At 52.4% G+C, this 22,566-nt stretch carries 25 protein-coding genes, 3 tRNA genes, 1 riboswitch and 1 other annotated feature; of the genes, 8 read left to right on the top strand and 20 right to left on the bottom strand.

The window, feature by feature from the left end; genetic code table 11:
- Positions 1-199: 199 nt before the first annotated feature.
- The 9 genes from H9X84_RS09445 to mazG form a co-directional block, all read right to left on the bottom strand.
- Positions 200-272 (bottom strand) — tRNA-Val (locus H9X84_RS09445).
- Between the two features lie 33 nt (positions 273-305).
- Positions 306-377: transfer RNA gene (locus tag H9X84_RS09450), tRNA-Glu, on the bottom strand.
- Between the two features lie 11 nt (positions 378-388).
- Positions 389-462 (bottom strand) — tRNA-Met (locus H9X84_RS09455).
- 119 nt (positions 463-581) lie between these two features.
- Positions 582-875 carry an FtsB family cell division protein gene (locus tag H9X84_RS09460; RefSeq protein WP_205134110.1) on the bottom strand — a complete coding sequence of 98 codons (294 nt, stop codon included), beginning with the start codon at positions 873-875 and terminating at the stop codon, positions 582-584.
- 56 nt (positions 876-931) lie between these two features.
- Positions 932-1,444 (bottom strand): spore cortex biosynthesis protein YabQ, encoded by a 513-nt coding sequence (gene yabQ, locus H9X84_RS09465; RefSeq protein ID WP_205134111.1) that lies wholly within the window; start codon positions 1,442-1,444, stop codon positions 932-934.
- Between the two features lies 1 nt (position 1,445).
- Positions 1,446-1,724: a sporulation protein YabP gene (gene yabP, locus H9X84_RS09470; protein WP_205134112.1), complete on the bottom strand. Its 279-nt coding sequence runs from the start codon at positions 1,722-1,724 to the stop codon at positions 1,446-1,448.
- Positions 1,725-1,791: 67 nt separating this feature from the next.
- Positions 1,792-2,034 carry an RNA-binding S4 domain-containing protein gene (locus H9X84_RS09475; RefSeq protein ID WP_205134113.1) on the bottom strand — a complete coding sequence of 81 codons (243 nt, stop codon included), beginning with the start codon at positions 2,032-2,034 and terminating at the stop codon, positions 1,792-1,794.
- Positions 2,035-2,114: 80 nt separating this feature from the next.
- Complete coding sequence (locus H9X84_RS09480) at positions 2,115-2,390, bottom strand: HU family DNA-binding protein (protein WP_205134114.1); 276 nt, start codon at positions 2,388-2,390, stop codon at positions 2,115-2,117.
- Positions 2,391-2,418: 28 nt separating this feature from the next.
- A complete protein-coding gene (gene mazG, locus H9X84_RS09485) occupies positions 2,419-3,210 on the bottom strand; it encodes a nucleoside triphosphate pyrophosphohydrolase (RefSeq protein ID WP_205134115.1) in 792 nt (263 codons plus the stop codon).
- 204 nt (positions 3,211-3,414) lie between these two features.
- Here mazG and H9X84_RS09490 point away from each other — a divergent pair, with 204 nt between their 5' ends.
- Together H9X84_RS09490 and gltA are read left to right on the top strand one after the other, a co-directional pair.
- Positions 3,415-4,269 carry a sulfide/dihydroorotate dehydrogenase-like FAD/NAD-binding protein gene (locus H9X84_RS09490; RefSeq protein ID WP_205134116.1) on the top strand — a complete coding sequence of 285 codons (855 nt, stop codon included), beginning with the start codon at positions 3,415-3,417 and terminating at the stop codon, positions 4,267-4,269.
- A 15-nt stretch (positions 4,270-4,284) separates the two neighbouring features.
- A complete protein-coding gene (gltA, locus tag H9X84_RS09495) occupies positions 4,285-5,676 on the top strand; it encodes an NADPH-dependent glutamate synthase (protein ID WP_205134117.1) in 1,392 nt (463 codons plus the stop codon).
- A 198-nt stretch (positions 5,677-5,874) separates the two neighbouring features.
- Here gltA and H9X84_RS09500 read toward each other — a convergent pair whose 3' ends face one another.
- Positions 5,875-6,279, bottom strand: a complete 405-nt coding sequence (locus tag H9X84_RS09500) for a hypothetical protein (RefSeq protein WP_205134118.1) — start codon at positions 6,277-6,279, stop codon at positions 5,875-5,877.
- Between the two features lie 160 nt (positions 6,280-6,439).
- On the opposite strand from H9X84_RS09500, the gene H9X84_RS09505 reads away from it, so the two are divergent.
- The 6 genes from H9X84_RS09505 to H9X84_RS09530 all read left to right on the top strand — a co-directional run bounded on the left by H9X84_RS09505 (position 6,440) and on the right by H9X84_RS09530 (position 12,451).
- Positions 6,440-7,048 (top strand): MBL fold metallo-hydrolase, encoded by a 609-nt coding sequence (locus H9X84_RS09505; RefSeq protein WP_205134119.1) that lies wholly within the window; start codon positions 6,440-6,442, stop codon positions 7,046-7,048.
- Positions 7,049-7,090: 42 nt separating this feature from the next.
- Entirely contained in the window at positions 7,091-8,566 is a 1,476-nt protein-coding gene (gene glpK / locus H9X84_RS09510; protein WP_205134120.1) for a glycerol kinase GlpK, read from the top strand.
- A 163-nt stretch (positions 8,567-8,729) separates the two neighbouring features.
- The gene (gene nrdD, locus H9X84_RS09515; protein WP_205134121.1) at positions 8,730-10,847 is read left to right on the top strand and encodes an anaerobic ribonucleoside-triphosphate reductase; all 2,118 of its coding nucleotides are present in this window, start codon (positions 8,730-8,732) and stop codon (positions 10,845-10,847) included.
- 3 nt (positions 10,848-10,850) lie between these two features.
- Positions 10,851-11,345 (top strand): anaerobic ribonucleoside-triphosphate reductase activating protein, encoded by a 495-nt coding sequence (gene nrdG, locus H9X84_RS09520; RefSeq protein WP_205134122.1) that lies wholly within the window; start codon positions 10,851-10,853, stop codon positions 11,343-11,345.
- A 20-nt stretch (positions 11,346-11,365) separates the two neighbouring features.
- Complete coding sequence (locus H9X84_RS09525; protein ID WP_205134123.1) at positions 11,366-11,800, top strand: dUTP diphosphatase; 435 nt, start codon at positions 11,366-11,368, stop codon at positions 11,798-11,800.
- Positions 11,801-11,842: 42 nt separating this feature from the next.
- A complete protein-coding gene (locus H9X84_RS09530) occupies positions 11,843-12,451 on the top strand; it encodes a hypothetical protein (protein ID WP_205134124.1) in 609 nt (202 codons plus the stop codon).
- 195 nt (positions 12,452-12,646) lie between these two features.
- On the opposite strand, the gene H9X84_RS09535 is transcribed toward H9X84_RS09530, so the two are convergent.
- From H9X84_RS09535 to H9X84_RS09580, 10 genes are all read right to left on the bottom strand, one after another.
- Entirely contained in the window at positions 12,647-13,498 is an 852-nt protein-coding gene (locus tag H9X84_RS09535) for a MetQ/NlpA family ABC transporter substrate-binding protein (protein ID WP_205134125.1), read from the bottom strand.
- Between the two features lie 66 nt (positions 13,499-13,564).
- Positions 13,565-14,224 carry a methionine ABC transporter permease gene (locus H9X84_RS09540; protein ID WP_205134126.1) on the bottom strand — a complete coding sequence of 220 codons (660 nt, stop codon included), beginning with the start codon at positions 14,222-14,224 and terminating at the stop codon, positions 13,565-13,567.
- Positions 14,217-15,236, bottom strand: a complete 1,020-nt coding sequence (locus H9X84_RS09545) for a methionine ABC transporter ATP-binding protein (RefSeq protein WP_205134127.1) — start codon at positions 15,234-15,236, stop codon at positions 14,217-14,219. The genes H9X84_RS09540 and H9X84_RS09545 overlap by 8 nt, the downstream gene beginning before the upstream one ends.
- Positions 15,237-15,296: 60 nt before the next feature.
- Positions 15,297-15,550 (bottom strand) — a binding site (T-box leader).
- Positions 15,551-15,767: 217 nt separating this feature from the next.
- On the bottom strand, positions 15,768-16,790 hold the full coding sequence (locus tag H9X84_RS09550) for an LCP family protein (RefSeq protein ID WP_205134128.1): 1,023 nt from the start codon (positions 16,788-16,790) through the stop codon (positions 15,768-15,770).
- A 169-nt stretch (positions 16,791-16,959) separates the two neighbouring features.
- Complete coding sequence (thiD, locus tag H9X84_RS09555; protein WP_205134129.1) at positions 16,960-17,775, bottom strand: bifunctional hydroxymethylpyrimidine kinase/phosphomethylpyrimidine kinase; 816 nt, start codon at positions 17,773-17,775, stop codon at positions 16,960-16,962.
- Between the two features lie 22 nt (positions 17,776-17,797).
- Positions 17,798-18,286 (bottom strand): energy coupling factor transporter S component ThiW, encoded by a 489-nt coding sequence (gene thiW, locus H9X84_RS09560; protein WP_205134130.1) that lies wholly within the window; start codon positions 18,284-18,286, stop codon positions 17,798-17,800.
- 94 nt (positions 18,287-18,380) lie between these two features.
- Positions 18,381-18,490, bottom strand: a riboswitch (TPP riboswitch).
- A gap of 33 nt (positions 18,491-18,523) precedes the next feature.
- The gene (locus tag H9X84_RS09565) at positions 18,524-19,924 is read right to left on the bottom strand and encodes a phosphatidylinositol-specific phospholipase C/glycerophosphodiester phosphodiesterase family protein (RefSeq protein ID WP_205134131.1); all 1,401 of its coding nucleotides are present in this window, start codon (positions 19,922-19,924) and stop codon (positions 18,524-18,526) included.
- Positions 19,925-20,051: 127 nt separating this feature from the next.
- Positions 20,052-20,363, bottom strand: coding sequence for a DUF1292 domain-containing protein (locus tag H9X84_RS09570; protein ID WP_205134132.1), 312 nt, complete (start codon positions 20,361-20,363; stop codon positions 20,052-20,054).
- Positions 20,364-20,467: 104 nt separating this feature from the next.
- A complete protein-coding gene (locus tag H9X84_RS09575; protein ID WP_205134133.1) occupies positions 20,468-21,724 on the bottom strand; it encodes a DEAD/DEAH box helicase in 1,257 nt (418 codons plus the stop codon).
- Positions 21,725-21,765: 41 nt separating this feature from the next.
- A complete protein-coding gene (locus H9X84_RS09580) occupies positions 21,766-22,485 on the bottom strand; it encodes an N-acetylmuramoyl-L-alanine amidase (protein WP_205134134.1) in 720 nt (239 codons plus the stop codon).
- Between the last annotated feature and the right edge of the window lie 81 nt (positions 22,486-22,566).

Genomic DNA, 22,566 nt, shown 5'->3' on the forward strand with positions numbered 1-22,566 from the left:
TATAGTGGCTCATAGTTCCTCCTAGTTTAATGGATGTCTTTGCAAACACCATTTTACCAGAAACTGTGAGTCATTTTTACTTGTTGCACTTAGATTATAAATTCAAAAACAAAAAAATGGAAGTTACAGGGCTCGAACCTGTGTCCTGTAGCCGTTCGGCGAAACTCTTCCCGGTTGAGCCTTTTTTACAACAAAAAAATGGAAGTTACAGGGCTCGAACCTGTGACCCTCTGCTTGTAAGGCAGATGCTCTCCCAGCTGAGCTAAACTTCCATATTTTTTGCAAATTCAGTTTTTTGTGGTACATGACCCGTAAGGGAGTCGAACCCTTGATTCGACCGTGAGAGGGTCGCGTCTTGACCGCTTGACCAACGGGCCAAATAAGAAAGTAGCGGAGGAGGGATTTGAACCCCCGACACTGCGGGTATGAACCGCATGCTCTAGCCAACTGAGCTACTCCGCCTCAAGTCGACCATTTGATTATATCCCCATTCTCCGGAATTGTCAATACCTTTTTTTACAAATTACGCTGATTTTTAAAACGCAAAACGCCTTTTGGCCGCAATCCTTCCAAAAGGCGTTTTACTCGCCTCTGTTGATATAGAGGATCTCGTTGCTCTTGACCAGACCCAGCTTTTCTCTGGCGATCTGTTCAATATAGCTGTCGCTGTTGTAGTACTCTTTCTGTGCCTCAAAATCCAGCGCTCTTTCCTGTTCCTGAGCGATCTGCTGCTCCAGTTCTGCCGCTTCCCTCTGCAGCGCGCGGTACTCCTGCATCTGCCAGTACATCCCCACGCCGACGGCCCCTACAAAGACCACAAGAAAAGCACGGATAAACAGGCGGTCCATTCTTCTTGTCTTACCTTTTCTTTCCATGGGTAACAAGTGCCTTTCCGTTTTTTGTCCTTTTCGAAAAAAGGCAGTTTCCCCCGTCAGGGTTTTTTGCGCAAAATAGCCAGTTCCCTGCGGAGATTTCTTAGTTTTATTTTTACATATCCTTTACATAATTGCAAGCACTTTTTTCCTTTTCTGCCGCAAAATCCGCCGATTTTTCCAGCAGGACGGCCTATGACATAAAACAGGAGACGAAAGGGCGTCATGATAATGTCAAACAACAGCCGGATCACTCTTGCCGCCAGCCGCAGTACCCCTTCGCCCACCTTCAGTACCGGCGGGCTGAGCACCAGAAAATACAGCAGCAGGCCGCCGCCCAGCCCCAGAAAAATAAAAAAACGCAGCTCTCCGCTGTTTTCCTTTAATAATACCCAGAACACCGCCGGCGCCAGAAACAGCCAGTACAGGGCATCCTCCGTCTGGACCAGTACTCTGCCGTGGGGCATCATCCGCCGGAACAGGCGCAGTCCGTCGTAGATCCATCCCATGGCCCCGCCCAGAGCGATACTCAGTAAAAACAGCTGTGCCTGGCCCGATATGGATAATATCATTTCAGCGCAGCAATCTGCTGAGGAAAGAGCCTCTTCCCTCTGCCCCGCCTTCGGCATAGGTAACGGCGTCGATCTGGCCCTCCGCCGCGAACTCTCCCTCTTCCAGATTCAGCTTCCCAATGCGCAGACCTTCGCCGTGGATGGTCAGCCTGCCGCACTCTGTTTCCAGCACAATGCTTTCCTCATCAAAATGGGGCACATCCAGTACGCCGCCTACCCGCAGCCGTTCCCGCTCCTCCACCACAACGCTGTGGCGCAGTCCTCTTTTTTCCTCACCCAAACAAAAAAACCTCCCCTGTCTGCCGATGTACTCGATACAGTATATGGGAGGCTTTGCCTGTTTATGCTTATTCCACGGCCCGGTACATCCCCGCCGCGTCCTCTTTTTTGGTGGATTCCTGCAAAGACAGCACTTCCACCTTTGTTACGTTGCTGCCGAACTGGATCTCGATGATATCCCCGATCTTTACGTCGGCGCCGGCCTTGACAACCTTGCCGTTGAGGGATACCCTGCCCGCGTCGCAGGCCTCATTGGCTATGGTTCTGCGCTTGATGATACGGGAAACCTTTAAAAATTTGTCGATGCGCATATCATTTCCTCCTTCCTCACCGGAATCAAAAAACGCTTTCCCCGCGGACAGAGAAAGCGTTTTATCACATTTGAATCAGATTATTTGTTGATGGCGTCTTTCAAAGCCTTGCCTGCTTTGAATCTGGGTGCTTTGGAAGCGGGAATGGGCATTGCTTCGCCTGTCTGAGGGTTTCTGCCTTCGCGTGCTGCTCTTTCCGCAACATCGAATGTGCCGAAGCCTACCAGCTGTACTTTGCCGTTAGCTGCCAGTTCTGCTGTAACAACATCTTCAAATGCTTTCAGCGCCTTTTCAGCGTCTTTTTTGCTCATTTCCGCCTTTTCAGCGATTGCTGCAACTAAATCAGATTTGTTCATTGTGTTAGTCCTCCTCAATATAAATCAATTAAACTTTCTCGGACAATTCTTTTTTGGCCTTGTCCCAGAGCAAATCCATTTCCTCCAGAGTCATGTTGGAAAGCTGCTTTCCCTCCGAAAGGGCTGAATTCTCAATATACTCAAATCTATTTATAAACTTTTTAGTGGCTTTTGTCAAGGCAAACTCAGGATTTATTTGCAAAAACCTGGCTACGTTCACCAATGCGAACAAAATATCACCGAATTCTTCCTCTATATTGCCGTTTTCCTGTGTCAGAGCTGTTTCCAGCTCCCCGATCTCCTCTTTCACCTTTTCCAGAGCGCCGCCGCTTTCATAAAAATCAAAGCCCACGTCCGCCGCTTTTTTCTGGACCTTTCTGGCTCTGGTCAGAGCCGGCAGGGCTTCCGGCACACTTTTGAGGACAGCGGTCTGAGAATCCATATGCTTTTCCTTCTTTTTCAGTTTCTCCCAGTTGACCAGCACCTGCTCCGCCGTATCCACAGACAGCTCCCCAAACACATGGGGATGACGGTATACCATTTTCTCACAGATCCCCCGGATGACGTCCTCCATGGAAAAACCGCCCCGTTCCTCCTCAATGGCTGTGTGGAACACCACCTGCATCAGTACGTCGCCCAGCTCTTCCTTCAGATTTTCCATATCGTTTTTGTCGATGGCGTCCACGGCCTCGTATGCCTCCTCCAGCATATCCGCCCGCAGACTCTCGTGGGTCTGCACACGATCCCAGGGACAGCCGTTTTCCCCGCGCAGTCTGGCAATGACCGCCTGCAGATCCTCCAGCGTATATTTCTTTTCCATGTCCTCGCCTCCGCATTCTCCTGGGACAAAAAACGTCCCATGTTTTATTCAAATCCCATAAACATTTGTCCATGTACGAAAAGAAAAACAGCGTTTTAGCCATATCCCGCCGTTTAGATTTATGTTATGATAATTTTATCAAAAAAGCAATTCTAAAATAAAAAACCAATCGAAAAAACAAAGATAGAAAGGAAGTTGAGCACCATGTTCCGAATCGTCAATAAAAAAGAACTGAACAGCTCGGTCACACTGCTGGAAATCGAAGCCCCCTTTGTGGCAAAGAAGGCAAAAGCCGGACAGTTCATCATTTTCCGCGTGGATGATTACAGCGAGCGCGTCCCCCTGACGATTGCCGATTACGACAGAGAAAAGGGAACCGTAACTATCATCTTCCAGAAAGTTGGTCTTTCCACCAACCTGCTGGCCTCCAAAGAGGTGGGCGATACCATCCGTGACTTTGTAGGCCCTCTGGGCATCGCCACAGAATACGAAGGCTACAAAAAAGTTGCTGTTGTCGGCGGCGGCGTAGGCTGTGCCATCGCCTATCCTCAGGCAAAGGCCCTCCACGAGCTGGGCGTTGCCGTAGACGTTATTGCCGGCTTCAGAAATAAGGACATCGTGATCCTGGAAGAGGAAATGAAGGCCGTAGCCGACAATTACTATCTGATGACCGACGACGGCACCAAAGGCGAAAAAGGCTTCGTTACCGATAAGCTGAAAGCCCTCATCGAAGGCGGGAACCAGTATGACGCCGTAATCGCCATCGGCCCCATCCCTATGATGAAGTTCGTCAGCCTGACCACAAAGCCCTTCGGCATCAAAACCATCGTCAGCCTGAACCCCATTATGATCGACGGCACCGGCATGTGCGGCGGCTGCCGTGTCACCGTAGGCGGCAAGATCAAATTCGCCTGCGTAGACGGCCCCGATTTTGACGGCCACGAGGTAGACTTTGACGAACTGATGAACCGCAATTCCATTTATAAGGAACAGGAGGCAGAAATGGCAAAGACCCACATCTGCCGTATGGATAAGCTGGCAAAGGAATTGATTCACTAAGGAGGACTGGGTAACATGGCAAATATGAGTCTGGAAAAAATCAGGATGCCGGAACAGGCGCCTGATGTAAGAAATAAAAACTTTGAGGAAGTAGCCCTGGGCTACACAAAGGAAATGGCAATGGAAGAGGCTACACGCTGTCTGAACTGCAAACACAAACCCTGTGTCAGCGGCTGTCCCGTCAACGTGCGCATCCCCGAATTTATCGCGGAAATAGCCAAAGGCGATTTTATGGCGGCCTATAAGATCCTGACCTCCACCAACGCCCTGCCCGCTGTCTGCGGCCGTGTTTGTCCGCAGGAGAGTCAGTGCGAGTCCAAATGCGTCAGAGGCATCAAGGGTGAACCCGTTGCCATCGGCCGTCTGGAACGTTTCGTGGCGGACTGGTACATGGCCAACTGCGATGAGATGCCGGAAAAACCCGTGCAGAACGGCAAAAAAGTAGCTGTCATCGGTTCCGGTCCCTCTTCCCTGACCTGCGCCAGCGATCTGGCAAAGGCAGGCTATGCCGTAACGGTATTTGAAGCCTTCCACACTGCCGGCGGCGTACTGGTTTACGGTATTCCCGAATTCCGTCTGCCCAAGGCCATCGTACAGAAGGAAATCGACAAGCTTGCTGCCATGGGCGTAGAGGTCATGACAAATATGGTCATCGGCAAGGTATTGTCCATTGACGAAATCATTGAGGATATGGGCTTTGACGCTGTGTTCATCGGCACCGGCGCAGGCCTTCCTTCCTTCATGAATATCCCCGGCGAGGCTCTGGTAGGCGTATATTCCGCCAACGAGTACCTGACCCGTATCAACCTGATGAAGGCATATCTGCCCGATTACGACACCCCTCTGCGCAAGAGCAAAGCCGTAGCCGTAGTCGGCGGCGGCAACGTAGCCATGGACGCGGCAAGATGCGCTAAAAGAATGGGCGCGGAAAAGGTATATATCGTATACCGCCGTTCCGAAAAGGAAATGCCCGCCCGTCTGGAGGAAGTACATCACGCCAAAGAAGAAGGCATCGAATTCCATCTGCTGCGCAACCCTGTAAAAATTCTGGACGACGGCAAAGGTCAGGTATGCGGCATCGAATGTCTGAAAATGGAACTGGGCGAGCCTGACGCCAGCGGCAGAAGAAGCCCTGTGCCCATCGAAGGCTCCAACTATGTCATCGACGTAGACACCGTCGTTATGTCTATCGGTACCTCCCCCAACCCCCTGATCCGCAGCACCACCCAGGGACTGGAGGCCAACCGGAAGGGCTGTCTGGTAGTCAATGAAGAGACCAACCAGACCACCAGAGAAGGCGTTTACGCCGGCGGTGATGCCGTAACAGGCGCGGCTACCGTAATTCTGGCTATGGGCGCCGGCAAAAAAGCCGCTGCGGCCATCGACGAATACCTGAAAAATAAATAAAAAATAGCGTCTTTTTCAGGCGTCTTTATCACAACGTAAAAATCGCTGGAATCCTTTGCGGCACAAAGGGTTCCAGCGATTCTATTTTGGCGGGGAGTACTTTCTGATGAGGGCAGCCGCCGCAGTTGTCTTTCCAAAATCAGGGAACCGGCATATCCATGCTTTCTTAAAGGGAAACTGCTTTCAGGCCCTCTTTTTTCATGCCTGTTTCAATTCTTCCTTCCATTCCAGCCAGACGCAGATGGGGTTCCATACAAAAATCAAGGGGATAGCCGCCGACCGCAGCGCGGCAAAGTCCTGCCCACGCAGAACAAACAGCACGACCACCAAAAGGAGGATCACCACCGCCCCCAGAAGATACCGTCTGGGACGCCGCAGCTTGTAGCCATGGCGCAGAGGATTGTCCAGATGGGCCGCCACCGCCAGCACACCGCATAATATCATCCCGCCGATCATGACCCAGCCCGGCAGAGCCTCGCCCAGCAGTTCCTCCGCGATACTGCCGCTGAATATCACCCAAAGCATCATCAAAAGCCAGGCGGCTATTTCCCGCCGGATACGCAGGCATCCCGCCGCCAAAGCCTGTTTTCTGTTCTGATCCATTTTTTCCGCTCCTTCCTGTTGTCTGCTACCATCTTACACGCTCCCGCCCCGTCTGTCCATAGCCGTCCGGGAAAACTTTTCTTCCCCCAAGACTAGGCGGCAGCCCCCTTTTTCTGGTATACTGATAGCATATGAGTAAAAACATAAGGAGGAATGTACCATGAATATAAAAACACTGGAAATCGGCGCCATCGGCACCAACTGCTATGTGATTTCCGACGACAAGGGCACCTGTGCCATCATCGACTGCGACGGCAATCCCCAGCCCCTGTTCCGTTATATCGAGGAAAACCATCTGAAACCTACCCATATCCTGCTGACCCACGGCCATTACGACCATATCGGCGCCGTGGAGGCGGTACGGGAGAAATACGGCTGTCTGGTCTGCGCGCCCCAGAAGGAGGCGCCGCTGCTGGCGGATCCCATGGCCAACTGCTCCGTTTACATGGGCGGCCCGCTGACCATTACCGCCGATATCTGGGTAAAAGAAGGCGATACCATAAACGTAGGTGATCTGACCTTTTCCGTACTGGAAACACCGGGCCATACGGCAGGCAGTGTCTGCTTCCTCATAGGCGGCAGTATTTTCTCCGGGGATACCCTTTTCCAGGGCTCCTGCGGCCGCACCGACCTGCCCACCGGCAGCTGGAGCGAGATTCTGGCTTCTTTGAAGCGTCTGCGGAACCTGCCCGGGGATTATGACGTATATCCCGGCCACGGCCCCGCTACCACACTGGAAATCGAGCGCCGCTCCAACCCTTATATGTAATCAAAAGCCCTTCGGGGCTTTTTTGCCGAAAGGAGGATATTTATGCATTATATCATGTCTTTGGATCAGGGAACCACCAGCTCCCGCTGTATCCTCTTTGATAAAAACGGAGCCATCGTCAGCGTGGCCCAGAAGGAATACCGCCAGATTTATCCCCAGCCCGGCTGGGTAGAGCATGACCCCATGGAAATCTGGCAGACCCAGCTGGAAGTGGCCCAGAAAGCCCTCCAGCAAAAGGGACTGACGGCGGCGGATATTGACGCCATCGGCATCACCAACCAGCGGGAAACCACCATCCTCTGGGACAAGCGCACCGGAAAACCCATTTATAACGCCATCGTCTGGCAGTGCCGCCGGACGGCGGAGGACTGTGAACAGCTGGCGGAATACAGGGAACTGCTCCGAGAAAAGACCGGACTTCTTCTGGACGCCTATTTCTCCTCCACCAAGATCCGCTGGATTCTGGATCATGTGGAGGGGGCCAGAGCCATGGCGAAGGAAGGCAATCTGCTCTTTGGCACTGTGGATACCTGGCTCATCTGGAACCTTACCGGCGGGCAGGTCCATGCCACGGACTACTCCAACGCCTCCCGGACCATGCTCTTTAATATCCATACCCTGGAATGGGACAAGGAGATTCTGGAACTGCTGGACATCCCCGCTTCCATCCTGCCCAAGGTCATGCCCTCCAGCGGCGTTTTCGGCCATACCCTGCCCTTCCATTTCGGCGCGCCTATCCCTATTGCCGGCGCGGCGGGAGACCAGCAGGCGGCTTTGTTCGGACAGGCCTGCTTTACCCCCGGCTCCGCCAAAAACACCTACGGCACCGGCTGCTTTTTATTGATGAATACAGGAGAAACTCCCGTCACCTCCCAAAAAGGACTGCTGACCACCATCGCCTGGGGACTGGACGGCAAGGTCTCCTACGCTCTGGAAGGCTCCGTCTTTGTGGCGGGCGCCGCCATGCAGTGGCTGCGGGATGAGCTGGGCCTCATTTCCTCCACGCCGGAATCAGAGGAGCTGGCGCTCTCCGTTTCCGATACCTGCGGCGTCTATCTGGTGCCTGCCTTTGTGGGTCTGGGCGCGCCCTACTGGGACCCCTATGCCAGAGGTACCCTTACGGGCCTGACCCGCGGCGCCAACCGCTGCCATATCGTCCGGGCCGCACTGGAATCCATGGCCTACCAGACCTATGACGTGCTCCACGCTATGGAGGAGGATGCAGGCATCCCCCTGGCGGAACTGCGGGTGGACGGCGGCGCGGCGGCCAATAATTTCCTGCTGCAGTTCCAGGCGGACATTACCGGCGTACCGGTACTGCGGCCAAAAACTTTGGAAACCACTGCCTTAGGCGCCGCTTATCTGGCGGGACTGGCCGTAGGCTATTGGAAGGACCGCTCGGAAATCCGCCGCAACTGGGGCGTTTCCAAGGCCTATTCCCCCAAAATGTCCAAGGAAGAGGCCGGCGGCAAGCTGGATGGATGGAAAAAAGCCGTCCGCCAGACCCTGCAAAAATAACGCTGAAATTCTATTCATGAATCGCGAATCTTCTCTGCGGTTTTTACAAGATATTGTGTCATCCTTCGATTTTTATTGAAATATGAAACTAGATATGGTATTTTAGGAATGGTATTTCAATGAAATCGAAATCACTCCCCCAAGGAGCAAGGAGGAACCCCATATGTATGTTATCAAAAAAGATCAGACCCACGAACCGTGGAATATACAGAAAGTCGTTGTGGCGGTAAACAAATCCGCTTATCGCGCTCTGGTGAAATTCACTGATGAGGAACTGGCCTTCCTCTGCCAGTATGTAGAGGAAAAAGCCCAGTCCCTCCAGAAAGAAGGCATCCCCATCGCGGAGATGCACAATATCGTCGAAAGCGCCCTGGAACAGGTAAAGCCGGAGGTAGCCAAGAGCTATCGGGACTACCGCAACTATAAACAGGACTTTGTAAAAATGCTGGACGAGGTCTACAAAAAAAGCCAGTCCATCATGTACATCGGCGACAAGGAAAACAGCAATACCGACAGTGCCCTTGTCTCCACCAAGCGTTCCCTGGTATTCAACCAGCTGAACAAGGAGCTGTACCAGAAATTTTTCATGACCACGGAAGAGCTGCAGGCCTGCCGGGACGGCTATATCTATATCCATGATATGTCCGCCCGCCGGGATACCATGAACTGCTGCCTTTTCGACGTAAAAGAGGTATTGACCGGCGGCTTTGAAATGGGCAACCTGTGGTACAACGAGCCAAAAACACTGGAGGTGGCCTTTGACGTTATCGGCGACATCGTCCTTTCCGCCGCCAGCCAGCAGTACGGCGGCTTCACCGTGCCCTCCGTGGACATTCTGCTGGAGCCCTTCGCCGAACGCAGCTACGAAAAATTCTACCGCCGCTATATCGACATGGGTCTGACCCCCAAGGCGGCGGACAAAGAAGCCATGGCCGATATCCTCAACGATTTCGAGCAGGGCTTCCAGGGCTGGGAATATAAATTCAATACCGTTGCTTCCAGCCGCGGGGACTATCCCTTCATCACCATGACCTTCGGCACCGGCACCGGCAAATTCGCCAAACTGGCCTCCATTACCATGCTGAATGTGCGCCGGAAGGGCCAGGGCAAGAAAAACTGCAAAAAACCCGTTTTGTTCCCGAAACTGGTATTTTTATATGACGAAAACCTCCATGGAAAGGGCAAGGAACTGGAAGATGTCTTTGAGGCCGGTATCCTCTGCTCCTCCAAGACCATGTATCCCGACTGGCTGTCTCTGACCGGCGAGGGCTATGTGGCGGAGATGTATAAAAAATATGGCGCCATCATCAGCCCCATGGGCTGCCGGGCCTTCCTGTCCCCCTGGTTTGAGCGGGGCGGCATGGAGCCTGCCGACGAACAGGACAAGCCTGTTTATGTGGGCCGTTTCAATATCGGCGCGGTGAGCCTGCACCTGCCCATGATTTACGCCAAGGCAAAGCAGGAAAGCAAGCCTTTTTATGAAGTTTTGGACTACTATCTGGAGCTGATCCGTCAGCTGCATATCCGTACCTATGCCTACCTGGGCGAGATGCGGGCCTCCACTAACCCGCTGGCTTACTGCGAGGGCGGCTTCTACGGCGGCCATCTGGGCATCCATGACAAGATCAAGCCTCTGCTGAAATCCGCCACGGCCTCCTTCGGCATCACGGCCCTCAACGAACTGCAGGAGCTGCACAACGGCAAATCTCTGGTAGAGGACGGCCAGTTCGCCATCGACACCTTGCAGCATATCAACGATAAGATCGCGGAATTCAAAAAAGCCGACGGCAATCTTTACGCCATCTACGGCACACCCGCCGAAAGTCTCTGCGGTTTGCAGGTGACCCAGTTCCGCAAGAAATACGGCGTAGTGGAAAATGTATCTGACCGCCCGTATGTAAGCAATTCCTTCCACTGCCATGTCACAGAGGATATCACACCCATCCAGAAGCAGGATCTGGAAAAACGCTTCTGGGATCTGGCAAACGGCGGGAAGATTCAGTATGTAAAATACCCCATCGACTACAATCTGGACGCCATCCGCACACTGGTGCGCCGGGCCATGAAGATGGGCTTCTATGAAGGCGTCAACCTTTCTCTGGCCTACTGCGATGACTGCGGCCATCAGGAACTGGAAATGGACGTATGCCCCAAATGCGGCAGCAGGAACCTGACAAAGATCGACCGTATGAACGGCTATCTGTCCTACTCCCGTGTCAAAGGCGATACCCGCCTGAACGAGGCAAAAATGGCGGAAATCGCGGAAAGGAAGAGTATGTAAGCCATGCGGTATCATAATATTACGAAAGACGATATGTTAAATGGCGAGGGCCTGCGGGTGGTATTATGGGTAGCGGGCTGCGCCCACGGCTGCAAAAACTGCCAGAACCCCATCACCTGGGACCCGGAGGGCGGCCTGCCCTTCGATGAGGCCGCCAAGGAAGAGCTTTTCGCCGAATTACAAAAAGATTATATCAGCGGCGTTACTTTGAGCGGCGGCGACCCCTTATATCCGGGCAATCGGAAAGATATGACAGCGCTGGCAAAAGAAATCAGGGAAACCTTCCCCGACAAAAAAACATGGCTGTATACCGGCTATCTCTGGGAGGAAGTCAGCGCCCTGCCCATTATGAAATACATCGACGTTTTGATCGACGGGCGTTTTATTGAGGACCTGAAAGACCCCCAGCTCCACTGGAAGGGCAGCTTCAACCAGCGGATCGTAGACGTACAGAAATCCCTGGAAAAAGGCACCATGTATCTCTACCCCGCCGAATAATAAAGAAAGGAATCGAAACCATGGTTTCTATCAAAATCAAATATCTCAGCGACAAAATCGAAAAGCTCCGCTATATCGACGGAAAATCCGACTGGATCGACCTGCGGGCGGCCCAGCGCGTGGAATTGAAGGCGGGAGAGTTCCGCCTGATCCCTTTGGGCGTGGCCATGGAGCTGCCCCAGGGCTATGAGGCTCATATTGTGCCCCGCAGTTCCACCTACAAAAACTTCGGCGTCATCCAGACCAATCACTGCGGCATCGTGGACGAAAGCTACTGCGGCGACAACGACCAGTGGTTCTTCCCGGCTCTGGCTATGCGGGACACGGTCATCGACGTCAACGACCGTATCTGTCAGTTCCGTATCTTCGAGCACCAGCCCGCCATTTCCTTCACGGAGGCGGAAACCCTGGGCAACGATGATCGGGGCGGCATCGGCTCCACAGGGAAAAATTAACCACCAAAATATGTTTTAGTCACGGATTAGGAGAAAACGCATATGAACGATATCTATTCCGCTGAATTGCTAAGCTTAGGGAGCACACTGGCAGATCTGGCTGTCAAAGGCACAGCGACTGCCGTTTCCAGCAAAATACGGGCAATCAAAGAAGAAAAAAATGTTGAAAAAATTCGTAATACCTATGACGAAATCATCAACGAACTGCTGAATGAACGAGAAGAAGCCGTTCGTATTGCGCAGGTTTACAAATCAGAATTGGAAAAGGTGAACATCAGTGACGAGGATATCCAGCACCTGCATAGTACGGTATCGCGTATTATAGAAATCATCAAGAAATCGCAAATCGCTGCCGCGGAACAAATCAGCGAAGAAGCCGTACAGAATGTCAAAAATCAAGTGGAGTCCTATGAACAGATTAAGGAGCTCATCAGTGTTGACACACTGAAAACCATGCAGCTTATCGGATTTAATTACAAAGCCGCTATCGGTGAACCCTTAACGCTGATGCTGAAAAACTTTATTCTGTCAAAGGTAAAAGAACCCGACTCCTTAAAGGCCTTTGAACGGCTTATTACACCAGAAATGGTAGAAATTCTAAAAGATGACACCGCCTACGAAAACTTTAAACATATCACAAAAATAAAGTAAAAGCAGCGTTTGATAAAAAAACAATCCCAGTAAAAATGATTATGGCCGGAATCTCCTGCACCGCAAGGATTCCAGCCATATTCTTTCTTTTAAGGAATATACCAATACTGTTTTTACACAGAAAAAGCGCGGAACCTTTTTACAAAGGATTCCGCGCTTTTGTTCATAGGGGATCAATCCCCAATTATAGTTTTCTTATTCTGCTACTGTGAATACAGGAGCCACAGCGCCTTCAAATGTATTGTTGATGAAATCAGCAATATCCTGAGAGTTCAGAACTTCCATCAGCGCTACCAGTTCCGGTCTTGTTTCATCGCCGTTTCTTACAGCCACGATGTTTTCGTATGTTTCTGCTGCCAGAGAGTCAGCTTCTTCTTTTGCCAGAGCGTCAGCGATGCTCAGGCCGTTGCTCATTGCGTAGTTGCCGTTGATAACAGCGATATCCAGAGAACCCAGAGACAGAGGCAGCTGCGCAGCTTCCATTTCTACGATTTCCAGGTTATGAGGGTTTTCTTCAATATCCAGCTTTGTTGCGGAAACGCCTGTGCCTTCCTTCAGTGTAATCAGGCCGTTTGCTTCCAGTAGCAGCAGTGCTCTTGCTTCGTTGGTGCCGTCGTTGGGAACGCCTACTTTCGCGCCGTCGGGCAGAGCGGCCAGATCGGAAGATGTGCCTGCGAAGATTGCCATGGGTTCATAATGAACTGCGCCCAGAGCGATCAGGTCTGTGCCGTTGTCCGCGTTGAACTGATCCAGGTAAGGCTGATGCTGGAAGTAGTTTGCGTCCAGATCGCCAGTATCCAGTGCCAGGTTAGGCTGTACATAGTCGTTAAATTCCACAACTTCCAGTGTGATGCCCTGTTCTGCCAGCAGAGGCTGTGCAGCGTACAGGATTTCTGCGTGAGGGGAAGGAGAAGCGCCTACTTTAATGGTGGTGCCTTCCGCTGTTGTTTCTGTGCCGTTTGTGTCCTCATCTGTGGTTGTGCTGCCGCAGCCTACCGCGCCAAATGCCAGTGTTGCCGCCAGCAGAATACCGAAAAACTTTTTCATAATACAATTCCTCCTTAAAATTTTTAAATGATTTTCCTTTTCTTATTTATGTAATCTCTTTCGAGTTTACAGACGTTTGTCAGAGCCTCTGGAGATGCGCATGCCCACTTCCTGCAGAACCTGCACAATCACTACCAGCAGCACAACCATTACCAGCATCACATCACGCTGACTGCGGTAATAGCCATAGTTGATGGCAACAGCGCCCAAGCCGCCGCCGCCGCAGAAGCCTGCCATTGCGGAGTAGCCCAGGATCGTTGTCATGGCAATGGCGCTGCCTACCAGCAAAGAGGGCTTTGCCTCCGGCAGAAGTACCTTTGTCATGATTTCAAAGGGGGAAGCGCCCATGGACTGCGCCGCTTCCACAACACCTCTGTCCACTTCCTTCAGAGAGGATTCCACCAGTCTGGCGATAAAAGGCGCTGCCGCTACCACCAGTACCACAACTGTGGCCTTTGCCCCGATCACGGTGCCGACGATGGCCTGTGTAAAGGGCATCATGGCAACCAGCAGGATCAGGAAGGGAATGGAACGCAGAATATTGATGATAATGCCTAAAATCTGATTGAACAAAGGCGCCGGCGCGATGCCGTCCTTGTCTGTGGCTACCAGGATCAGCCCCAGCGGCAGCCCGATCACATAGGCAAATAATGAGGAAATCACTGTCATATAAATACTCTCCCAGAAGGCCACGCCCACCAGAGAGATCATATCTGAATTAAACATAGTCTACCTCCTCTACTTCTACGCCTCTGTCTGTGAGATACTTAATCATTTTCTCACGCAGTTCTTTTTCCTCCGGGAACTGCAAAATCATCTGGCCAAACACCTGCTGGTCGATGTTTCTGGTATTGCCGGAAAGGATATTTACCACACCGTTGCAGTCGATCATCATGCGGCCCAGAACAGGCTCATTGGAAATACCGCCCTCAAATACCACACGGTAGCAGTAAGGCAGTTCGCCCACATAGGCCTCTCTTTTGGCCCCTTCGTGGAACACCAGCTCCTGGCCGATCTTTGTTCTGGGGTTACGGAAAATATTTTCCACACTGCCCATTTCGGCGATCTTGCCTTCGCTGATGATGGCAACGCGGTTACAGATTTCCTGAATGACCTTCATCTCATGGGTAATGACCACAATGGTGATGCCCAGGCGTTTATTGATGTCTTTCAAAAGCTCCAGCACCCCTGCCGTAGTATTGGGGTCCAGTGCGCTGGTGGCCTCATCGCAGAGCAGGATCTTCGGGTCTGTCGCCAGCGCTCTGGCGATCGCCACTCTCTGCTTCTGGCCGCCGGACAACTGGGAAGGGTACGACTCTGTTCTGTCTCCCAGACCTACCAGCTCCAGCAGTTCTTTGGCTCTTTTTCTGGCATCGGCTTTTTTCACACCGGCAATCTCCATAGGGAAGCATACATTTTCCAGCGCCGTTCTCTGCATCAGCAGATGGAACTGCTGGAAGATCATGCCCATGGACCGGCGGGCCTGCCGCAGATCCTTTTCCGACAGACAGGTCAGTTCCTGACCGTCCAGATATACCTGGCCTTCTGTGGGCCGTTCCAACAGGTTGATACAGCGCACCAGCGTACTTTTTCCGGCGCCGCTCAAACCGATGATCCCAAAGATCTCTCCTTTTTCGATGTCCAGATCAATGCCGTGCAGCACTTCCAGACTTCCCTTCTTCTGGGGAAAGGATTTTTTGATCCCCGTCAGGCGAATCATGATCTCCTTTTCTTCCATGATGTTCTCTCCTTCTTTCTAACTTCCATAAAAAAAGCTCTCTCCCATTGGTATTGCTACCAAAGGGACGAGAGCATAGCTTCGTGTTACCACCCTAATTCATCATTACCTCACGATAATGACCTTATCCGGTACGGGCAAAACTGCCGATATCGTAGCGCTGTCACGGGCGCCCCCGTCGCAGCCTAAAGGATTCTCCTCTCGGTGCGCGGCTCCAAGACCATCTTCCGCCTTTGCTGTATTTCCTCCTTCTCAGCTACCGGAGGTTCTCTGTAAAATCTTTCAAGACGTACTCTTCTTTTCACTGCCTTTGTCTCTTTCGATTAGTCTAAATTATACCGTGTTATTTTTCTTTGTCAACCGCTTTTTTATTTTTTCCTTCCATGTACCACCAAAAAACCACTTAAAAGAGCCACTGTCCCTCTTTCCTTTCTGGTTCCTTCCACCACAGAGATGTGACACAAAGTGTCCCACATTATCCAATTTCCATAAAATAGCGGTTTATTTCCAAAAAAAGCTGTACGTTTTTCATCATTCTGTCTGTGTATCGCCGCTTTCTGCCGCCAGTTCTTCCTCTGTTTTGCCATAATCGGAGAAGGGCACGTCCTCATATATGAACTGATGGAGCATATCCGCCGCCTGTTCGATGTCGTAGATATAGTACCAGACCGCGCTGATGGTCTCCCCATGGCTTTCGATATAGTCGTTGGGGAAGGCGTCCATGGTCAGGGAAAGACCGGGATTCGCCCCTACACTGGCCAGAGAAAGAATCTCCTGATTGGTCAGGGAAGTCTCCACCATCGGCGACAGATCCTTAATCAAAGAAGGATACTCCAGAGGAGAAATGGTCTTTGCCTTTTCAAAAAGGCACTGGAGCACTGTCCGCTGTCTCTGGGTACGCACATCATCGCTGTCGATCTTACGTATTCTGGAATAGCTTACGGCCTGAGGCCCGTTCAGATGTACCAGCCCCGTTTCCGTTACCGGTTCGCCTTCCAGCAGATAGGCGTTGATCTGCTGGCGTTCCTTTTCGGTAATCTCAATGTCCACACCGCCCATACGGTCGATGACGTCGGCCATGGTATCAAAATTTACCGCCACAAAGTCGGTAATATCCAGATGGAAATTTTCATTCAGGGTACGGATGGCCAGTTCCGGTCCGCCGTAGGAATAGGCGTGGTTCAGCTTTGTTTTCCCATGGCCGTTGACGGAAACATAGGTATCTCTGGCAATAGAAACCAACTTGATCTGCCCTGTTTTCCCATTGACGGAGACCACCATAATGGAATCCGACAATCCTACATAGCTGTCATCTCTGGAGGAAACGCCGTATAAGGCGATATTGGTGATCTTTCCATTCCCCGCCAGATCCTCATTGACCGCCAGCTGGCTTTCGTCCACATCTGTGCGCTTGATGCCGCTGAGCATATCGGCGAAAATGGCGTAAGCCCCTGCCAGCAGTGCCAGCAGAATAGCCAGTGTAATCAGCAGTGTTTTAAAATATAACCCTTTCAGGGTGCGTTTTTTCTTTTTTCCTGTTTGTTTTCTTTTCAAGGTCAGCTTCCTTTCCATGACGAATCTTGTCGAATACATTCATTATACCCTGCCCTTTTTCCAAAAAACAATAACGAAAATCTTAATTCCGTCCACTCCAGAATTTTCCGCGTAAAAAAGCCCCGGTGGTTTCTGCCGAAAACACCGGAGCTTTCCTGATTTCGTCTGTTTAATCCTTGATCTCGTCCCAGATGCCCGCTTTGGTATAAAGCTCATAAAAATGATTGGTAGGGCCGACGCCCTTGCCGATATCCAAAGCGTGGGCAATGGCCGTGGTGATGTATTCCTTGGCGGTACGCACCGCTTCCTCTACGGTCTTGCCCTTTGCCAGATTAGCGGCAATGCAGGAAGAAAGAGTACAGCCTGTGCCGTGGGTATTCTTTGTCTGGATACGGTCGGACTGGAGGGTCACGATCTTCTCCCCGTCAAAAAGCAGGTCCGTGGCGTCATTTTCCAGATGACCGCCTTTGATGAGCACATTTTTGGCGCCCATTTCATAAATCATTCTGGCCGCCTGCTCCATGGAAGCCAGATCGTTGATTTTCATGCCGGTAATGACTTCCGCCTCCGGCAGGTTCGGCGTAATGACATAGGCCAGAGGAATCAGTCTGGAGATCAGCGCCTCCTTGGCCTCGGGCTGCATCAGGTCAAATCCGCTTTTGGAAATCATAACCGGGTCCAGCACAATATTCTTCGGCTGATACTGTTCCAGCTTGTCAGCGATGGCATGGATGGTGGCGATCTGGGATACCATGCCGATCTTTACGGCGCTGACTTCAATATCCGTAAAAATGGCGTCGATCTGCCCCTGAATGATTTCCGGGTCAATATCCTGACAGCCAAAAACGCCCTGTGTATTCTGTACCGTTACGGCTGTAATGACACTCATGCCGTAAGTACCCTGTGCGGAAAATGTTTTCAAGTCGGCCTGTATGCCTGCGCCGCCGCAGGTATCCGAACCGGCAATGGTCAAAACGTGTTTCATGCTTCCATCCTCCTGTTTCTATTTATACGCTTTTTTTCACCGCGCTGACAAAATGCGCGGATTTCAGCAAGATCATGGCAATGACGCTGCCGCCGAAGGAGCTGAGCAGGAAGGAAGGCACATACAGCAACACGCTGGCCTCCTGTCCTGTGGTCAGTACCGCCAAAGGCACCGCCAGCAGTCCGCCCAGTACGCCGGTACCCAGAACCTCCGCCGCCGCTGTGGCCCAGCGGTTTTTCGTCATGCGGAAAATGATCCCCGCCAGCAAGGCGCCTACCATACTGCCGGGAAAGGCCATGATGGAGCCGGTTCCCAGCACATTTCGCAGCAGCGAAATGCAGAAGGCGTTGACAACGCCGTAAAAAGGCCCCAGAAATACTGCCGCCAGCACATTCAGCGTATGCTGAATGGGAAAGCACTTGGAAGCGCCCACAGGAATATAGATCACATTCCCCACCAGCACGCCTACCGCGATAAACATTGCCGAGACCGCCATTTTTTTCGTTTTCATCCGCTTGTTCCCCTTTCTTCTTATCTGCCGGGACTGCCGCGGATTTTCATAGAAAAAGCGCAGCCGCGAATTCCCTTCGCCTTTGCTGCGCCTGTCCGTCTGAAATACGCTTCCCTCCGCCGGTATGATCCGGATCAGGTGAAATAAGGGTATCGGAACCCATTCCGATTCTCAGCCGCCGACGCGGCACCCCCAGCAAAAATACCAGTTTCTGTTTTTTCAAGAATAACACGATTTTTATTCACTGTCAACCTGTGCCGCCGCAGGCTCCGCGTCCTCCGCCGGTACTGTGGTTTCTTCCGCCGGAGCGGAGGCTGTCGTTTCTTCCGTTTCCGCCGCCGCGTTTGCGTCCTCCGCCGGTGCCTGTGCCTCTTCCACAGCGGCTCCCGTCTGGATCACAAAGCCGGTTTCTGTCTGGGTAATATGGCGGTCCGTCATCCGCAGAAGCTCCTGCAGCGGATAGAACAGGTCTCCGTCTACGGTATAGCCCTGCATAGTCACCGCGTCGCCGTTATAGGTCAGCAGATTGTCCGCCTTCTGGGTAATGAGATGGTCGCTGTCCGTCAGAAGCAGTTCGTTGCCCAACGTGGTAAACTTACCGCTGCTCTTCAAAGCCAGCGTATCGCTGTCCGGAGAATACACGGCGCTGAAGCCGCCCCCCGCCGATGACATCATGGCGGCAAAATCACGCAGACGCACATATTCCACACCCATAATATCTATGGTGTCCAGCGTAAACTCGCTGTTTTTCAGCTTCACCTGCTTCTGGACAATACTCCTGCTGTTGGACAGCCCCACCCAATCCAGCTCATAGGGCTTGATGCTGTCGGTGTAAATGCCGCTGACGCCCATAACCAGCAGATCCTCAAACTGTAAATACCGGTTCACCGTATGGGCATAGACCTGAATGCCCTTAGCCCGGAAGGTTTCCACAATCTGCGCCGTCACCTTGCTCTTTTCAATGGTCACCACACCGATATTATGGTCGGCGCAGAACTGGGCCGTTTCGGCGTAATCCACCGTTCCCGCCTGGTACAGGGTATAGATCCACTGTGGAAAATCATAAACGCTTTTTACCCAGGTCAGCATACTCTCGTTATAAATCTGGGGAATGATCCGATCCAGCACCTCCGGATGGCCGATATTTTCCGCGATCTTTTTCAGATCCGCAAATTGCTTTTTCACCGTGGCCTCATCCGTGTCCTTTGTATCCGTCACCAGATACACATCCTGATATTCCGCCATCAGATACAGCAGATCCGCCGCCATCATAGGCGTCTGCTCATAAATGATCGGGTTCTGCTGAAAGGCCTGGGAGCTCATTTCCAGAGAACCGCTGGGCCGAATCTCCAGTCGGTAATAGGAACCGTCCTTATCAAAGTCATGGCGCACCGCCAGCGCGTTGTCAGAAGTATAGATAAAATCCGCCTCCAGCACCCGGTAGCCGTTTTCCCAGGAGGCAATAAAGGCTTCCTTGGAATTGGTCTCGATCTTTCCGTCATATTCCCCCAGCGCGTGGGCGATCAGCGGGTTTTCCGCCGTCCATCCGGCCTCCGCCGCATAAGCGGCTCTGCCCGGCGCCAGCAGCACCCCCAGCATAGCTGCCATAGCCATGGCGCTCAGTCGTTTTGTTTTCATTGGCAATCTCTCCTAAAATTTGATATTTCCCCCGAAAAAGAAAGACGGGCACTGAAACCATGTCCCCGCCCCGTCTTCACAAACCGGCGAAGGAAAAGCGCCCTTCCTTCGCCCATACTTCCGTTTTTTATTCTTCCTCGTCTTCGTACATATCGTAGAATGCGTTGGAAACCTTATCAAACTCGTCATCGTCCTCGATCACGTTCAGTTCGATCTCGTCGCCTGCCTCCTTGTATTCGTACAGCAGGACTGTCTCATCCTCCAAAGGCAGCAGGGCAATATATTCCTTGCCTTCCAGACCTTCTACCTCAAAGATCCCCAAAATGCCGCATTCCATTTCCGTATCGTCATCCAGCGTCAGGAACATGGTTTCCAGATCCATGATTTCTTCCTCATGATCGTGGTCATGTCCACAGCCGCAGCCACAATGTTCACTCATCTTATTTCCTCCTTCCCCTTTGGGACGTTATTTTATTCTTTTTTATCATACCGTATTCCTTGCATTTGCACAATCTTTTTTTGCGGTGGAACAGGGTTTTTCCATTATTTTTTTCTTTTCGCGAAAGGAGGCTTTGGGGCAGCCGCTTTTTTCTTTCCTCCCGATGCGCCCGCAGGCTGTTTCCCGCCTTTTTTCTCCAGATCCTTCTTTGTCTTGGTGCTGTCGGCCAGCTTTCCGCCCACCATGTCCTTCTGACGGAACTTCAGCCCCCATGCCTTCTCATATTTATGAATCCATCGTCTCTCATAGGGCGTCACAATGGAAATGGCGGTGCCTTTGGCCTGCTGTCTGCCGCAGCGGCCCGCCCGGTGAAGGTAATGGGTCGGGTCCTCGGGAATATCCAGATTGATAACATGGGTCACGCCGGGGATATCCAGCCCTCTGGCCCCGATGTCGGAGGCCACCAGCACCCGAACACGTCCCGCACGGAAGTCCTCCAGCGCGTTTTTCCGGTCCGTTTTCCCCGCCAGGCCATAGATCCCGGCGGCGGCAATACCATGATAGCAGAGCTTGTCCACCGTCACCTCGATATTTTCCGGGTTGTTGAGAAATACCATGGCTTTTTCCGGCTTTTCTCCCGCCAGCACCTTGCGCAGCATGACAAATTTCTCTCTGGGCGCCGTCAGGATAAAGTAGTGGTCGATGTTTTCCGGCACAGCCCCCGTCTGGGCGCCGCCCTCCACAAACATCACGTTTTCTTTCATCAATCCTCTGGCCCGTTTCTCCGCTTCCTCACTGACGGAGGCGGAAAGAAGCACCAGCTGTCTGTCCCGGAGGGTGGTCTTGATGACCGCTTCCACAGAAGCCAGATTCCCGTCATCCATAAGCCGGTCCCCCTCGTCCAGCACGATGGTCTTTACCAGATGGGCCTGTATCTTTTTCTTTCGGATCAGATCCAGTATTCTTCCCGTGGAGCCTACGACGATCTGAGGTTTTTCCTTCAGCCGCTCCATCTGCCGCCGGATGCCCGCCGTACCGATAATAAGGGCACTGCGGATGTCCAGACCGCTGTTCTGGGCCAGCAGTTCCGCCTGCCGGTGTACCTGGGCCGCCAGCTCATGGGTCGGCGTCAGGACCATGATCTGGGTTCCTCTCACCTGAGGATCAATCTTCATAAACAACGGCAGCAAATAAGCCAGAGTCTTGCCGGAGCCTGTTTCCGACCGTCCGATCACATCCTGTCCTCCGGCGATGGCCGGGATCATTTTTTCCTGTATGGGCGTGGGCACTGTGATCCGCTGGGCCGCCAGTCCTTTTTGCAGGGCCTCGGAGACCCCCAGCGCCATAAAATCCTTTTCCATGGGTATTTCGTTCCTTTCCTCGCGAAATTTCGTTTTTCCCATTATATCCGCTTTTTGTCCCCCTGTAAACCTCCGCCCCCTTCCGTCTGGGAAAAATACTCCAGGATACCGCAGTAAATGGCCCAGGCCACCCGTTCCTGGTATTCCTCCTCGTTGAGCCGCCGTTCCTCCTCCTCATTGGAAAGAAAACCGCACTCCACCAGCACCGCCGGGATTTCCGTAGTCCGCAGCACATAATAATCCCCGTTGGCCTTGGCCTGTCTGGTATTTTCCTCATCGGCACGTTCCTTCAGACTGGCCTGAATATATTCCGCCAACAGTTTTCCCGCCTCGCTGTTTTTGTGGTAAAACACCTGGGCGCCTTTGGCGGAGGAGGAGGGAAAGGCGTTCTGGTGGATGCTGATGAGCAGATCCGCCCCGCTGTCATTAGCCACCGTCTTCCGCTCCGCCATATCCTCCCTTTTTTTCTCTCCCAGCGCGTTTTCATCCACCCGGGTAAAATACACCGTGGCCCCGCCCTGCTCCAGAAAATGGGCCAGTTTTTCCGTCACCGCCAGATTCAGCTCCGCTTCATTTCGTCCCGTCCGCCCGGTCTTGCCCGGGTCCCATCCGCCATGGCCCGCGTCCAATACGATAACCTTGGCCGCCGCCGGCAGCATCACATCCTCCGCCTCCTCCATGCCCAGGACGCAGCCCGCCGCCACCAGCAGACAAAGCGCCATCCTCTTCGTGCCCTTTCCAAAGGCTCCTGTTCCTTTCATGTCCCCATCCTCCTTTCCACCATTTTATGAAGGCAAGGAGCGATACTTGCGCAGAAAAAAAGTCTCTCCGCCCTCTGCGAA

The organism is Anaerotignum lactatifermentans, from assembly GCF_016902535.1.
GTDB classification, from domain to species: Bacteria; Bacillota; Clostridia; order Lachnospirales; family Anaerotignaceae; genus Anaerotignum; species Anaerotignum lactatifermentans_A.

Coding starts and splice junctions, on each gene's coding strand:
- H9X84_RS09490 (WP_205134116.1), top strand. CDS start 3,415: ATGTTCCGAATCGTCAATAAAAAAGAACTGAACAGCTCGGTCACACTG.
- H9X84_RS09580 (WP_205134134.1), bottom strand. CDS start 22,485: ATGAAAGGAACAGGAGCCTTTGGAAAGGGCACGAAGAGGATGGCGCTT.
- H9X84_RS09525 (WP_205134123.1), top strand. CDS start 11,366: ATGGTTTCTATCAAAATCAAATATCTCAGCGACAAAATCGAAAAGCTC.
- mazG (WP_205134115.1), bottom strand. CDS start 3,210: ATGGAAAAGAAATATACGCTGGAGGATCTGCAGGCGGTCATTGCCAGA.
- nrdD (WP_205134121.1), top strand. CDS start 8,730: ATGTATGTTATCAAAAAAGATCAGACCCACGAACCGTGGAATATACAG.
- H9X84_RS09570 (WP_205134132.1), bottom strand. CDS start 20,363: ATGAGTGAACATTGTGGCTGCGGCTGTGGACATGACCACGATCATGAG.
- thiD (WP_205134129.1), bottom strand. CDS start 17,775: ATGAAACACGTTTTGACCATTGCCGGTTCGGATACCTGCGGCGGCGCA.
- nrdG (WP_205134122.1), top strand. CDS start 10,851: ATGCGGTATCATAATATTACGAAAGACGATATGTTAAATGGCGAGGGC.
- glpK (WP_205134120.1), top strand. CDS start 7,091: ATGCATTATATCATGTCTTTGGATCAGGGAACCACCAGCTCCCGCTGT.
- H9X84_RS09475 (WP_205134113.1), bottom strand. CDS start 2,034: ATGCGCATCGACAAATTTTTAAAGGTTTCCCGTATCATCAAGCGCAGA.
- H9X84_RS09500 (WP_205134118.1), bottom strand. CDS start 6,279: ATGGATCAGAACAGAAAACAGGCTTTGGCGGCGGGATGCCTGCGTATC.
- H9X84_RS09460 (WP_205134110.1), bottom strand. CDS start 875: ATGGAAAGAAAAGGTAAGACAAGAAGAATGGACCGCCTGTTTATCCGT.
- H9X84_RS09540 (WP_205134126.1), bottom strand. CDS start 14,224: ATGTTTAATTCAGATATGATCTCTCTGGTGGGCGTGGCCTTCTGGGAG.
- H9X84_RS09565 (WP_205134131.1), bottom strand. CDS start 19,924: ATGAAAACAAAACGACTGAGCGCCATGGCTATGGCAGCTATGCTGGGG.
- yabQ (WP_205134111.1), bottom strand. CDS start 1,444: ATGATATTATCCATATCGGGCCAGGCACAGCTGTTTTTACTGAGTATC.
- H9X84_RS09535 (WP_205134125.1), bottom strand. CDS start 13,498: ATGAAAAAGTTTTTCGGTATTCTGCTGGCGGCAACACTGGCATTTGGC.
- thiW (WP_205134130.1), bottom strand. CDS start 18,286: ATGAAAACGAAAAAAATGGCGGTCTCGGCAATGTTTATCGCGGTAGGC.
- H9X84_RS09505 (WP_205134119.1), top strand. CDS start 6,440: ATGAATATAAAAACACTGGAAATCGGCGCCATCGGCACCAACTGCTAT.
- gltA (WP_205134117.1), top strand. CDS start 4,285: ATGGCAAATATGAGTCTGGAAAAAATCAGGATGCCGGAACAGGCGCCT.
- H9X84_RS09480 (WP_205134114.1), bottom strand. CDS start 2,390: ATGAACAAATCTGATTTAGTTGCAGCAATCGCTGAAAAGGCGGAAATG.
- H9X84_RS09575 (WP_205134133.1), bottom strand. CDS start 21,724: ATGGAAAAGGATTTTATGGCGCTGGGGGTCTCCGAGGCCCTGCAAAAA.
- H9X84_RS09530 (WP_205134124.1), top strand. CDS start 11,843: ATGAACGATATCTATTCCGCTGAATTGCTAAGCTTAGGGAGCACACTG.
- H9X84_RS09545 (WP_205134127.1), bottom strand. CDS start 15,236: ATGGAAGAAAAGGAGATCATGATTCGCCTGACGGGGATCAAAAAATCC.